General features: G+C 57.0%; 14 protein-coding genes and 1 pseudogene. 8 read left to right on the top strand and 7 right to left on the bottom strand.

From position 1 onward, the window contains the following. Positions 1 to 339: 339 nt before the first annotated feature. The 4 genes from ACTU46_RS14440 to ACTU46_RS14455 are packed head-to-tail and all read right to left on the bottom strand — an operon-like array spanning position 340 to position 3,776. Positions 340 to 1,050 (bottom strand): GntR family transcriptional regulator, encoded by a 711-nt coding sequence (locus ACTU46_RS14440; protein ID WP_443383054.1) that lies wholly within the window; start codon positions 1,048 to 1,050, stop codon positions 340 to 342. Positions 1,051 to 1,053: 3 nt separating this feature from the next. Further along, positions 1,054 to 1,812, bottom strand: a complete 759-nt coding sequence (locus ACTU46_RS14445) for a maleate cis-trans isomerase family protein (RefSeq protein ID WP_443383056.1) — start codon at positions 1,810 to 1,812, stop codon at positions 1,054 to 1,056. A 3-nt stretch (positions 1,813 to 1,815) separates the two neighbouring features. Continuing rightward, a complete protein-coding gene (locus ACTU46_RS14450; protein ID WP_443383059.1) occupies positions 1,816 to 2,703 on the bottom strand; it encodes a fumarylacetoacetate hydrolase family protein in 888 nt (295 codons plus the stop codon). Positions 2,704 to 2,747: 44 nt separating this feature from the next. Then, positions 2,748 to 3,776: a carbon-nitrogen hydrolase family protein gene (locus ACTU46_RS14455; protein ID WP_443383062.1), complete on the bottom strand. Its 1,029-nt coding sequence runs from the start codon at positions 3,774 to 3,776 to the stop codon at positions 2,748 to 2,750. A gap of 404 nt (positions 3,777 to 4,180) precedes the next feature. On the opposite strand from ACTU46_RS14455, the gene ACTU46_RS14460 reads away from it, so the two are divergent. From ACTU46_RS14460 to ACTU46_RS14485, 6 genes are all read left to right on the top strand, one after another. Continuing rightward, a complete protein-coding gene (locus ACTU46_RS14460; protein WP_443383064.1) occupies positions 4,181 to 5,293 on the top strand; it encodes a cupin domain-containing protein in 1,113 nt (370 codons plus the stop codon). A 23-nt stretch (positions 5,294 to 5,316) separates the two neighbouring features. Then, positions 5,317 to 5,916, top strand: a complete 600-nt coding sequence (locus ACTU46_RS14465; protein ID WP_443383067.1) for a flavin reductase family protein — start codon at positions 5,317 to 5,319, stop codon at positions 5,914 to 5,916. Between the two features lie 265 nt (positions 5,917 to 6,181). Beyond that, entirely contained in the window at positions 6,182 to 6,673 is a 492-nt protein-coding gene (locus ACTU46_RS14470; protein ID WP_443383070.1) for a hypothetical protein, read from the top strand. After that, positions 6,654 to 7,478 carry an alpha/beta hydrolase gene (locus ACTU46_RS14475; RefSeq protein WP_443383073.1) on the top strand — a complete coding sequence of 275 codons (825 nt, stop codon included), beginning with the start codon at positions 6,654 to 6,656 and terminating at the stop codon, positions 7,476 to 7,478. The genes ACTU46_RS14470 and ACTU46_RS14475 overlap by 20 nt, the downstream gene beginning before the upstream one ends. A 58-nt stretch (positions 7,479 to 7,536) precedes the next feature. After that, positions 7,537 to 7,665 (top strand): hypothetical protein, encoded by a 129-nt coding sequence (locus ACTU46_RS14480; protein ID WP_443383075.1) that lies wholly within the window; start codon positions 7,537 to 7,539, stop codon positions 7,663 to 7,665. Beyond that, entirely contained in the window at positions 7,662 to 7,868 is a 207-nt protein-coding gene (locus ACTU46_RS14485; RefSeq protein ID WP_443383078.1) for a hypothetical protein, read from the top strand. Before ACTU46_RS14480 ends, ACTU46_RS14485 begins: the two co-directional genes overlap by 4 nt. Positions 7,869 to 7,887: 19 nt before the next feature. On the opposite strand, the pseudogene ACTU46_RS14490 reads toward ACTU46_RS14485, so the two are convergent. The 3 genes and pseudogenes from ACTU46_RS14490 to ACTU46_RS14500 all read right to left on the bottom strand — a co-directional run. Further along, positions 7,888 to 8,283, bottom strand: a pseudogene (locus tag ACTU46_RS14490) (transposase); the annotation flags it as partial. A 177-nt stretch (positions 8,284 to 8,460) separates the two neighbouring features. Beyond that, positions 8,461 to 8,682, bottom strand: coding sequence for a transposase (locus ACTU46_RS14495; protein ID WP_443383081.1), 222 nt, complete (start codon positions 8,680 to 8,682; stop codon positions 8,461 to 8,463). A gap of 127 nt (positions 8,683 to 8,809) precedes the next feature. Continuing rightward, positions 8,810 to 10,114, bottom strand: a complete 1,305-nt coding sequence (locus ACTU46_RS14500) for an MFS transporter (RefSeq protein WP_443383084.1) — start codon at positions 10,112 to 10,114, stop codon at positions 8,810 to 8,812. Between the two features lie 520 nt (positions 10,115 to 10,634). Between ACTU46_RS14500 and ACTU46_RS14505 the strand changes: the two genes are divergently transcribed. Both ACTU46_RS14505 and ACTU46_RS14510 read left to right on the top strand, forming a co-directional pair. Further along, positions 10,635 to 11,510, top strand: a complete 876-nt coding sequence (locus ACTU46_RS14505) for an alpha/beta hydrolase (RefSeq protein WP_443383087.1) — start codon at positions 10,635 to 10,637, stop codon at positions 11,508 to 11,510. Next, entirely contained in the window at positions 11,507 to 12,220 is a 714-nt protein-coding gene (locus ACTU46_RS14510) for a YoaK family protein (RefSeq protein WP_443383089.1), read from the top strand. Before ACTU46_RS14505 ends, ACTU46_RS14510 begins: the two co-directional genes overlap by 4 nt. Positions 12,221 to 12,249: the final 29 nt, after the last annotated feature.

Below are 12,249 nucleotides of genomic sequence, written 5' to 3' on the forward strand. Positions count from 1 at the left end.
CCGGCAATCTTGCGGAATGCGCAGCCGCATCCGAGAGGGTTCTGTTGCAAACAGGAATTTCTGCTTACTCACTATCAGTAAGAGTGCAGCGCAATGCTGGTGCCGGATCCGCCGTTTTCGCCAAAACTCAGGATGCTGATGGTGTGACAGTGATTATGCCGCATCGATTACTCCGTTACTCGAACTTTGCAACAGCACCAAGTGGACTACCTGCCCGGTCCTCCGCGGCGGGAGCAGGCGCCGCAGTTCCTTGGAACTGCGACACCTCATTCCTCTCTTGAATAAATGTTTAGTACGAGAAGACGGTGATCTGCCCCGCAACAACTTCAATCCAAGAGGTCAGGCCGGCAAGGCCGGTAGGGGGAACCCGAGGTCGTGGGCGATCGCTCCCGCCGCTTCATGGTCAATGGCTTGAACTGTCAGGATCAGATGATCCCGGAGAGCCAATTCCGCCCTGTCTGGATCACCAGCTACACAGGCTGCGAGAATTTCTTCGTGTTCCTGCCGACGAAAAGCCACGACCTCAGGCGTAATTTTCGCCTCGATGCGGTACCGCTCACTGTTCGCCCACGTGGGCTCGGCCGATCGAACGGCCCAGGGTGCTTGCGCAGCCTCATAAATGGTGAAGTGAAACCCCTTGTGGGCATTACGGGCCCCCTCCAGGTCATTGATTTTGTTGCGCTCTTCCTGCAAGTCGAGAAAAGCCAACGCTCGTTCTTGTGCCTCGGTGGTGAAGCAGGTAGCCGCTTGCCGGGCGAGAAAACCCTCCAACAGGATGCGCGTGCGGTAGGTGTCAATAAGATCGGTAATAGACAACTTCCGTATACGGACCCCGCGGTAAGGTTCACTTTCAATGACGCCAAGAGCCTCCAAGCGACTCAAGGCCTCTCTGACCGGCATCATGCTCATGTCCAATAATTCGGCGAGAGCATTAATCCGTAGAGGCTGTTCCGGGCGAAATTTTCCTTCCACAATGGCGGCAAGGATCGTCTCGTAGGCCTGATCAGCTGTGGTCAGACGCTTGGGGGGCTGGATGACGTCATTATTCATGGGTTAGTACTTTCCGTTGAGAAGTTCTCCACAGTCAGGAACAAAGGTCTCGAGATCAAGAGACTTGAGCATCTGATACACCGTGGCGACGGCGGCGGAGACGACCGGTTTTCCGATAGCATCCTGCACTACCTGGATCGCTTCGAGTGAGGGCATCTGGACGCAGGCGGAGAGCACCAGAACATCCGCCTGGGAATGATCCACCTGCTTTGCCAGTTCTACGAGTGCCATCGGGTCGCGCGCTCCTACTTCGAGGTTATTGGGGATTTCCAGTGCGAGGGAATCCACTACGTCGAAACCTTCATTTTTGATATAATCCACTACTTTATCAGTAAGGGGGCGCATGTAGGGAGCGATAATGGCGACCTTCTTGGCACCCAGCACCTCAAGCGCATCGATGAGGGCGCCAGCACTGGAGACGATAGGGGCGGGATAGCCGCTTTCCTCGGTGATTTTTTCGAGGCGCTCCTTCGACTTGTGGTGGTAACCGAGTTCACGGGCCATGATCGCCACGAGGCAGGCGTAGCCGATCACATCCACTTCGGCGTCTGAAATCTCGGCGGCACACCGGTCGGAGTCGTTGTCCATGGCCAGCAGCTGTTCCTGGGTCACTTCCTTCATCCGCATGCGTGCGGAGTGGAAAGTAAAACGCTCCGGAGCAACCTCTTCCCGGCGGCGGAACATCGCGGGGATTTCCGTTTCCATGGTGACATTCGAGCTGGGGACGATCTGCCCGATGCGGTACTTGGTCTTGGTGGTCATGGCTTAAACCGCCTTCACGGGGTTGGTGAGGGTGCCGATTTTCTCGACGGTCGCTTCCACGACGTCGCCCGGCTGGAGGAACTGAGGGGGATTCATCGCCGCTCCCACGCCCTGGGGGGATCCGGTGGCGATGACATCACCGGGTTCCAGGGTCATGCCGGACGCAACGTCAGCGATGAGGGTGGGGATCTTGAACAGCATGTGCTTGGTATTGCCGTTCTGGCGTTCCTGGCCATTGACGGTGAGGCGCAGGTCCAAGTCATGGGGGTCGCCGACCTCATCGGCGGTGACCAGCACCGGGCCGAAAGGCTTGTGCGAGTCCTGGCCCTTGGAGAAGAACCACTGGCCGGAGCGTCGCTGATCTCGTGCGCTGATGTCGTTCATGATGGAGTAGCCGAAGACGTGGTCAAAGGCCTGGTCCTCGTTGAGGTCGTAATGGGTGGACTTGCCCATGACGACAGCTAGTTCGCATTCCCAGTCAAGCTGATTGGTCATCTTCTCGTTGTGCCTAATCGGCGCCCCGCAGGCGGTGACAGCGGTACCGGGGGAACTAAAGAGCACCGGACGGGGCGGAAGCTCCTGGTCGGTGTCCAGGGAACGGCTGGATTCCTCGACATGCTCGACATAGTTGAGGCCGATGCCGATGATCTTCCCTGGCCGCAGGGGCGGCAGAAGGGTCAGATCTGCCTCGGCAACGATGTCGTCAGAATTCTTCTCGGTGCAGGCCACGAGATCATCAATGTTGTAGGTGCCATTGTTGCGGACATGCTCCAGTAGCGTTGCCGGGGCCTTCGGATCTGCGGCCGGGATATCGAGGACCTTGTCGTCCCCGATGCGCACACCCCAGGACGGGTTGGTCTGGCCGGGGCGTTCAAAGCTGAGCAGCTGCATGATGTTACTCCTTGAGTTTTAGTGAGCAGGTAGTGAGTGAATGGTCAGTTTTTCGTGGGAACAGTCAGTTTTTCTTCGACAGAGCTTTCCCAGTCCGAGCCAGGTGCCTCGGGGTCCAGGAGCGTAGCGGGAGTCAGCGGAGTGCGGTTGACCTGAAGATTGAAGACGTCGAACCGGTTGTAGTGGCCGATGATGTCGTGCATCTGTTTCTGCGCGATCTGGTCCTCGATATTGATCTCAGCGAAACGCATCCCTTCCTCGTCGATGAGTTCCTCGGTGATCAGGCGCCCATCGGGCCCGAAGATGCCGCTGAACGCGGATCGCTTTCGCTCGAGCATGGCCCGGGCCTTTTCATCGTCGCCAGCGACGGCATCGATGATTTCCGGAGTGATCGCGGCGCAGGAGACAACCGTGTGGACCTTGCCCTCGAAGGAATGGGCCGCCGCACGGACCTTGATCGCCTCGACCATGTCGTAGTCCGGCGGGGCGGTGGGCAACCCGATGTAGTTGGCCACGTGCACCTGTTCACCCTGCGCCAGCAGGGAGAATCGAGCCAGGGTGTTGGTGTTCTCACCGCAGGCCAGGGCCCCGAGCTTTCCGATTCTGGTGTCATAGGTCCGCAGGCTGGAGCCATCCCCGTTACCCCAGGTGAGCTTCTCCGCCCAGGTAGGAACGAGTTTGCGATGGACTCCGAGCAGTTCGCCCTGGTCGCCGATGAACACCACCGAGTTGTACAAGGTTCCCATGGACTGCGGATGGCGCTCGTTCACGCCGATCACCACGAAGATCTCATGACGACGGGCCACCTCACGTAGTTTCTTGATCTCCGGCCCATCAATCAACACGGATGCCTTGAAAAGTTCCGGGAAACGTTTCCCACCCTCTACCGGGTTCATCGTCCAGTTCCAGTAGGGATATCCCGGAACGAACACCTCGGGCAGGGCTAATAGGGAAGCGCCGTTTGCGGCTGCGTGCGTAATGAGGGAGCACGCCTTCTCAACGGTGGCGTCGGTATCGAGATAAACGGGCGCCGCCTGGGCGGTCGCTGCGATGAATTTAGGGGGGATGTGCATGGATTCCTCCGGTCCGATGGTCAGGGTGTGAAGCTGGTCATAATTTAACACTAGCATTTGATCAAATGCAATGTTATATTGTGATCCACGGAACATTGAAAATTAATAAGGTTCCGGATCGCACCCTAATCTGCCCAGCCGCCAACCCCCGTCGCGGAGGATCGATGGACGCAAGAACGGCCGCCCGAGATTTCTAGCCGAGTCATCGAGCGAGAGCCCAAAAATTACTCCCCACAGTGCTGGGGAAATGTCACCTAAACAGTCTCTAAAGCACCACCGGATACAACGAACACAACCTCAGCCAGGACACGGATCTCGTTGACGCTAGAGGTGCGGTTACCGTCAACGGCATTGCCTCACCCCGTGCCTGATTCATACTTATCGGCATCTTTGAAGGAGCCATCATGAAAACGGACGACATGCTTGGTCGCGCTCGCGTAACCACCACCCCCGAGCTGCAAGACTTCTACAACCGCCTGGAAGATCTGGGCACCGGCGCCCTGTGGACCGTGGCCAATGACATCGAACCCTGGGAGCCTGCCCCCAAGTCCATTCCCATGCACTGGTCCTATGACGAACTTCGTCCCCTGGTGGTGGAATCGGCCAGCCTGGTCAAAGGTGATGACGCCGGCCGCCGAGTGGTCATGCTCGTCAATGAGGGACGTAAGGAAGACTCCGCTGCTGTAGGACACCTCTACAGCGGACTCCAGATCATGAATCCCGGCGAGTTCATGACCGCCCATAGCCACGCAGCTTCTGCCCTGCGTTTCGTGGTGGAAGGCGAAGGTGCCTGGACCATCGTCAACGGCGACAAGCTGAAGGTGCAGACCAATGACTTCGCCATCACCCCGCGAGGCACCTGGCATGAGCACGGCAACGAATCGGATGATTCCTTCGTCATCTGGCAGGATGGCCTCGACATCCCCCTGGTCAACACGCTCGACGCTAACTTCTACGCCGTCCACCCTGATGTGTACCAGCCTCAGCCCAAGACCATCATGACCCAGTACAAGCAGTACGGATCCGGCATCCTGGGCCCGGTTGACCGTCTGGGCTGGGAGAAGATGTACTCTCCTCTCAACGCCTACCCCTGGGAGCGCACCTACGAGGCCATGCAGAACCTTGCATCAGCCGGCGCCCCTTCCCCCGTCGACGCGTACAAGCTTGAATACGTCAACCCGGCCACCGGTGGCTCTGTGATGCCGACCATGGGCGCCCACATGCAGATGCTTCCCCCAGGCATGCACACCAAGGCCCAGCGCCACACTGGTTCTGCTGTGTACCACGTGGCTAAAGGTTCCGGCTACTCGATCATCAACGGCCAGCGTTTCGATTGGAAGGAACACGACATCTTCGTGATCCCCTCTTGGGCCTGGTACGAGCACGTCAACGAAAATGAGACGGAAGATGCCTGCCTCTTCAACTTCAACGATCACCCGGCCATCCGGTCCCTGGACCTGTGGGTGCATCAGGAAATTGATGGGGACCACGGTTTCCAGATTCTCCAGGACAAATAACCCCACCCGATAAAGGTAAAGCTATGACCAGGCTCGAAATTAGCGCCCCCGACATTAGCGCTGCCAAGGCATATCACCTGCTGACTGCCTTGGTCGTTCCCCGGCCGATTGCCTGGGTCACTACTCGATCGGCCGCAGGGGTCGACAACATCGCTCCGTTTTCATTCTGCGGTGTTGTGGCCTCCGATCCACCGCTGGTGATGTTCTCCACGGTGGGATGGAAAGACAGCACTCGCAACGCCCAGGAGACAGGTGAATTCGTTTTCCACCTCGCTCCCGCCTCCAGAATCACTCAGATCAATCGGACAGGGATCGATTATCCTGCCGATCTGGATGAATTTTTTGAGGCTGGTCTGACCAAGGAAACCTCCCTGACGGTCGCTCCGCCCCGTATCGCGGAATCGCCCGCAGCCTTGGAGTGTCGAGTAACCGACATCATCGAGCGCGGCAGTGGTGTCATGGTCATCGGTGAGGTATTGCATTTCGCGGTAAATGCACAGTGCCTAACAGCGGGGCGACCCGACTTTGACCTGCTTGATCCGGTCGGACGGCTTAATGGTCCTTTATGGGCTATGCCCGGCTCTGTTCATAACGAGCCGCGTATCAAGTACAACCCCGACTAAAGAAAGGCACCTAACCCAAGCCGCTCAAGCCCCTCTACTTTTAACTTCTCACTCTTTGGCGAACTACCACAGAAGCAGGAAGGTGTTCTACGCCTTCACCTCGCCTCCAGTAGAAGGTAAGGGACACAACGTCAATAGGAAACAGTTCTTGTTCACGTTAAGAGCACTCTTGTGACCCAGGACCGTCGCTGACACTCATGCACCTGACCATCACTAATCGGGTTACAACCTTGGGTCAGCACTCTTCGTCACCCTCGCACTCAACTTGGGCGCGGTAGCGGGATCTTTCTTCACCGCCTCGTCAGGTAAACAATTTGGCACCCTAGCCACCGGAATGGTGGCGGTGTTCATTGCTGGCGTGGCCCTCATCATTATGGGCAGCGGACCACTGACGTTCCTGATCTACGTGTGCCTGGCACTTGCTGGAATTGGCACCCACGGTTCAGCGTGCCTGGTCACAGCTACGATCGCTATGCCCTACCCACTGCACCTCCGCGGCAGTGGACTGGGATGGGGTTTTGGTATTGGCAGGATTGGCGCAGTGATGGCGCCGATCTCGGCCGGGTGGATCTTGGCCATGGGATTCCCTCCCAGTGCGAACTTCTATTGGTTCGCCGTCATGGCACTCACGGCTTCCGACCTTTTCTTCGCAGTATGGACCTTGCAGAAGAAAATCCAGCGAAACACTGAAGTATCCGTTGCAGCAAAGGACGAGAGGAGCTCTAATGAGGCCCAGTATGATCGATCCGTATCTTGACGAGCAGTACGACGCGCGAGCTTTGGTGGGCAATGCTGATGAGACCCTCGCGGAGCACCGCGTATGGAGCGACGAAGTTCGTCAGGACTTTCCACCGACTGTCATTCGCTACGGAAACCACGCCTTGGAGTTGGCTGATGTTTTCGTCGGCTCATCCCAATCTCCGGTGATCTTCTTAGTCCATGGAGGGTATTGGCGAGGTTCCAGCCGCAAAGACGTGACGTTCCTGACCTCCAGAGTAATAGCCCAGGATACCTGTGTTGTATCAGTCGACTATCCGCTTGCCCCGGATACCCCTCTGCTCGATATCATCGCCAGCGTGCAAGCTGCATACGCCTGGGTCTGCAGAAACATCGCAGACTACGGCGGAGACCCTCAAAAAATAACGGTAATCGGCCACTCCGCGGGAGCCCACCTGGTCGCCTCACTGCTCGAACCGACAGCTAACGACAACTCGTGGCAACCACCCCAGCGTTTCATAGGGGTAAGCGGACTTTACGACCTGCAACCCCTACTCGCCACCAAGACGAACTCCTGGCTGGCGCTCGACCATCAGACCGCCAAACGCCTCAGCCCCGCCCTATGGCAGTGGGAAGAGATCCACACAGAGAGTTTGCTCATCGCAGGTGCACTGGAATCGACTGAGTTTCGACGACAGTCAGACCAATTTGCACAGGTGCTCCGCAAGGCAGGCGCCCCAGTAACCAGGTACGACATCGAAGGCACAGGACATTTCGATGTTCTCAATGCCTTGATGAGCGACGACATACTGGATGTTCAAGGCCAAGAGAGCCGCCAGAGGTGAAGTGAGGCGGCCTGGGTTGGTCGGAGACTAGGTTTTACCCTAGGAGGACGAACACACCATGGCACGACCCAGTCAGTACGGCACCGCCACCCAAGAACGCGCGGTGCGCATGTACTTCGAACACCTGGAAGAAGGCGCCATCTCCAAGGCCGGCGCCCGCCGGGGATCGGCGAACTACTCGGCGTGAAGGAATCCACCTTGCGCAACTGGATCCGCAAACAGGAAAGCAGACCGAAAGCTCCTGAACCCGGGTCCCTGTCCTACGAGCGGCTCCAGGCCGCCTACGAGGAGCAGGCCAAGGAAGTCGCCAAGCTGCGTCGGGTGAATGAGATCTTGAAGACGGCGTCGGCTTTTTCGCCCAGGCTTAAGCTCGACCGCAAACTTCGGTGATCGTGGACTTCATCCGCACCTACCGCCACCGCTTCGGGGTCGAGCCAATCTGCGCCACACTCACCGCCCGTGGGATCGCGATTGCCCTTAAACCACGTTTTACGTCCACCAGGCCCGCGGCTTCGGCCCCACCAGCGGAGCCTTTGGCTTTCCTGCGGCTGACCTGGTCGGACTTTTCCGGACTGGCAAACGCAATACCGCGTTTGCGCATCTCTTTCCTGGTGTGCGGATGCGAATACGCCTTGTCCGCCAGCACGCCATCCGGCCGGCCCGGCCCCTCGCGCTGGACACTGATCTGATCCAACAGCGGAAGCACCTGTGGGTTGTCTCCAGCCTGTCCACCGGTCACGGTCACGCTCATCGGCAGGCCCCGGCCGTCTACGGCGAGGTGGATCTTGCTGCTCAATCCTCCTCGGGAAGCCCGAGTCCTTCTCCGTTGACGGCGATGGACTCGATTTCTGCACTACAGCCCCCTTTTTCGGGCCCCGGCTGCGTGCTGGTGGGCCCGGACCACGGTGGAGTCGACCGAGAGGATCGACTCGAGGTCACCGACTGCGTCGTCCTTGACGACAGCGGAGTCAAGAAGCTTCTGCTAGGTGCCGTCCAAGGTCCATGTCCTCATCTGCTCATGGGCGGTTTTCCAGGGACCGTAACGTTCGGGAAGGTCCCCCCAGGGAGCACCGGTGAATAGTTTCCAGAGGAAGGAGTTGATCACCTGGCGGTGATCGCGCCACCGGCGTCCGCCGCCGTTGGCGGGTAGCAGAGGTTCGATGTGGTGCCAGGCCTTGTCTGTGAGTTCGCTGCGTCCGATCATGCCACCAGGGATAATAGGTGAGAAGTGGATTATGGTGCCGACACGACCAAAAATTACAGGATAGGCCCTAAAGCCCAAAGTTCTCTCCGGCACTTGACTGCGCGGGAGAGAACTTTATAAGACTGCGTCACCGAGCGGTGGTTACTTCACGTTCTTGGCTATCGGTGGTTACTTCACGTTCTTGGCTATCGGTGGTTGAAGTACCTTTCGGTTCGGCTGTTCGTCGAGAAAGAAAAGCAAAACCGACAGCGGCGATGACCAGAGGAGCAGCGAAGAGCAGCACAATATCTTGCGCCGGCAGGGCGAGCCCAAGGAGGGCTCCAGTGATGAGAGGGCCAACGATCGATCCGACCCGTCCGACAGCGTCTGCCCAGCCAACTCCAGTGGGGAGGGCCGATTTGTGGTAGAGGGATACCACAATAGCGTTCTTCCCCACCTGTCCGGCAACCACACCTGCTCCAGCGATGAAGATCGTAACCAGGAGGAGCGCAGGCGACATCGATAGTTTTGCGAATGCAGCGACAGCGACAGCGCCGACAAGGGACATGATGACAAGAGCGCGAGCGCTTCCAAGTTTGGGGGACAGGAGCATCAGGATAAGGCCGCCGACGATGCCGCCTGTGCTCAGAAATGCCAGTCCCAGGCCGGCGGTGGAAGGATCGAGTCCGTAATCATGTAGCAGCGTAGGAACCCACGACTTGAGGGTGTAGCTGACAACAAACACCAGGAAAGTCACTACCCACAACGCAAGAGTGGAAGTACGTATTTCCCGACCTAAAATCTGGGATACCTGACTTGGCTGCTTACCCTCGTCATCTTTCGGTTGAGATGTGATCTCAGGAATGAAAAAGATCGCTAGCGGAACAAGCACCAGCGGGGCGATACCAGCTACCCAGAAAACTCCCGCAGTCCCGAAATGGCCAATCAGATAATTGCCCAAGAAGCCGACGACAGCAACACCTGACGTCAACCCCATGGTTACGGCAATGGCAACAGTTTGACGGCGCTTTTCTGAGACACTTCCAGTGGCCAAGACGACGGCAACTGGCATCACCAGGCCAAGTCCGATGCCGGTTACAGCGCGCGTGATCGTGAGAATGCTGATGGATTCGAAGTGAAGGGTGACAGCAGTACCGATGGTAGCTAGGCCAAATATGAGCAGGCCTAGTACCAGCATCCGACGTTGCCCGAAGCGGGCAGAGAGCGCACCACAGGACAGGTATCCGATGACGACGCCAAAATTCGTCAGGACCAAGGGATATGTAAACACCGCCGCTGAGACCGACCAGTCTTCAGATAGATGAGGGACGAGCAGAGCAAGAGCGCCGGTGTCAAAGCCATCGAGCAGCACAGCGCTGAAAGCTAGGGCGATGACGATCCAGGGGGATGACCGTCTTACCTGGCGGGTAGAAGATTCAGGGGATTTTTTCATGGGATTCCTTTGATCGAGAATCAGAAGTGACTGCCATCAAACACATGCTCCCAAAGTGACCGGGATAACAATCAGTTAGTACGCTAGCTTTATCTTTGATCAAATACAAGAGGGTCATCGGCTGTCCGGGTGTGCCAAGTGGCAGTTTCCTTTTCGGGGAAGTTTCCAAGGCTTGCGCAGGGGTGGGGGCAAAAGCACGCCTACCTGCATGGACGTGGAAATTTAGCTCGGGAAAGAATTTTCAGCCTCTTGTTCCCATTCCAAATATGATCAAATGCTGCTATCTTGTGAACGTGGGATTAAGACGTCATGGCCATGGTTTCCCTCCACCGCTCACAAAGTTCCCTCTGTTCTAGGCGCCTCGATTCAATTCGAGCACACGTCATCTGCAATGACTCCCTTTGCAAGAAAATGAGCGCCAGCCGAGGAAGGCTTAAGCAGGACTTGGTGCACTTTGCGGCAGTACCACGCATAAAGGGCTGGCTATCGCAGTCACCAATCGACTTACCAAGGAGATTTCATGACCCTGAACATGAATTACACCCAGGAAGAACTGGATCGCTGCTATGACCAGTCCGTGTGGGATTGTGACTCGGTAGCCACGATAGATAGCTACGAGGAAGCTAGTAAGCAGGTTCGTAACACGAGAAGCTACAGTTCGTACAGTTACGGTGAAACTCAACGGGAGACGGTCGATGTATTCGCGCCGGATGATGCAGATCGTAGTGCAGTTATCGTTTTCATCCACGGAGGCGCCTGGCGAGGCTTGAGCAAAAACTCAGTATCAGCGTATGCTCCGACCTTCGTTGATGCAGGCCATGTCTACGTTGCCGTGGATTTCGACAATGTCCCGGATACCACGATCTCAGGGATGGTCGACCAGTGTCGTCGCGCCCTGATATGGGTCTGGCGTCATGCAGAAGAGTTTGGAGGAGATCGAGACCGCATTATTTTGGCCGGCCATTCCTCCGGTGGCCACTTGAGCACTGTACTTCTAGGAACTGACTGGTCTTCCTATAATGTGCCCGACGATTTGATTAAGGGCGGAGCTGTCCTCAGCGGTATGTGTGATCTTGATGCTCCACAGCGCTCTGCGCGTGGAAAGTACATGAAACTTTCTGAACAACAGGTCCATGAGCTCAGCGCCATCCACTACATCGAGCGAGTTTCCTGCCCAGTGGTGGTGGCGTATGGGACAAAGGAAAGCCCAGAGTTTATCCGCCAGTCGGAAGATTACGCCCGTGCGTTGAGGGGCCATTCCCGCTTGTCGGACTTGTTCGCTCTTTCGGATGTCACCCACTTCGAAGTTCCTAATATCTTGTTGGACCCAACTGCCGACCTCACACGATCAGTTCTGGCGCTAGTGCCTTCTGAGGAATTCCGGGGCGCCAAGTGACGACTGCGCAGAAGATTGCTGACACACCCACTATCGCAGGGAAGGGTGAATCTTATGTGGTGTGGCTGATGATGATTCTTACCTTTGTTACTGGTCTCGTTGATGCAGTGGGGTATTTGGGTCTCGACCGGGTATTTGTCGGAAATATGACCGGCAACATCGTGATTTTGGGCATGGGTGCTGCAGGAGCGAACGAGCTTCCTATCATCGGCCCATTAGGGGCATTGATCTCCTTTTCTCTTGCTGCAGCGATCGCTGGGCTCGTACTCAAGAGCCAAGGGTCTGCGTGGACAACACGCATCACGTCACTCCTGGGGATTGGCGGAGCAACATTAGTGATTCTGACTGTCGTCCTCGTCATCGCTGGGCCCGAGCTCTCTCCGATTGTCCAAATTGTCGTGGCGTGCGCCACAGCGGCTGTCATGGGAGTTCAAGCTTATGTTGCAAGAAAACTTGCGGTCAAAGACATGACCACGGTCGTTGTCACCTCTACATTGACACAGCTTTCCGGTGACCTCTTTAGCAACGGTTGGCGCGGACTCTGGAACCGGCGTTTCGCAGCAATCACGGTACTATTTGCGGGAGCAGTAGTTGGGGCACTTCTCCTTACATATACCCATATGTCCTGGGCTCTCGGAATATCTGCCGCGCTAACTCTCATTGTCGCAGCTCAGGGCCATCGACATTTGAGGAACCGGGAATGCTACTAGGTTCTGTTGCGAAAGTCGTAGGGGTTGGC

This window comes from Corynebacterium sp. A21 (assembly GCF_052266655.1).
Classification (GTDB): domain Bacteria; phylum Actinomycetota; class Actinomycetes; order Mycobacteriales; family Mycobacteriaceae; genus Corynebacterium.

Excerpts from the sequence above, each read along its gene's own strand:
- ACTU46_RS14440 (WP_443383054.1), bottom strand. The coding sequence starts at position 1,050 with ATGAATAATGACGTCATCCAGCCCCCCAAGCGTCTGACCACAGCTGAT.
- ACTU46_RS14445 (WP_443383056.1), bottom strand. The coding sequence starts at position 1,812 with ATGACCACCAAGACCAAGTACCGCATCGGGCAGATCGTCCCCAGCTCG.
- ACTU46_RS14450 (WP_443383059.1), bottom strand. The coding sequence starts at position 2,703 with ATGCAGCTGCTCAGCTTTGAACGCCCCGGCCAGACCAACCCGTCCTGG.
- ACTU46_RS14455 (WP_443383062.1), bottom strand. The coding sequence starts at position 3,776 with ATGCACATCCCCCCTAAATTCATCGCAGCGACCGCCCAGGCGGCGCCC.
- ACTU46_RS14460 (WP_443383064.1), top strand. The coding sequence starts at position 4,181 with ATGAAAACGGACGACATGCTTGGTCGCGCTCGCGTAACCACCACCCCC.
- ACTU46_RS14465 (WP_443383067.1), top strand. The coding sequence starts at position 5,317 with ATGACCAGGCTCGAAATTAGCGCCCCCGACATTAGCGCTGCCAAGGCA.
- ACTU46_RS14475 (WP_443383073.1), top strand. The coding sequence starts at position 6,654 with ATGATCGATCCGTATCTTGACGAGCAGTACGACGCGCGAGCTTTGGTG.
- ACTU46_RS14480 (WP_443383075.1), top strand. The coding sequence starts at position 7,537 with ATGGCACGACCCAGTCAGTACGGCACCGCCACCCAAGAACGCGCGGTG.
- ACTU46_RS14495 (WP_443383081.1), bottom strand. The coding sequence starts at position 8,682 with ATGATCGGACGCAGCGAACTCACAGACAAGGCCTGGCACCACATCGAA.
- ACTU46_RS14500 (WP_443383084.1), bottom strand. The coding sequence starts at position 10,114 with ATGAAAAAATCCCCTGAATCTTCTACCCGCCAGGTAAGACGGTCATCC.
- ACTU46_RS14505 (WP_443383087.1), top strand. The coding sequence starts at position 10,635 with ATGACCCTGAACATGAATTACACCCAGGAAGAACTGGATCGCTGCTAT.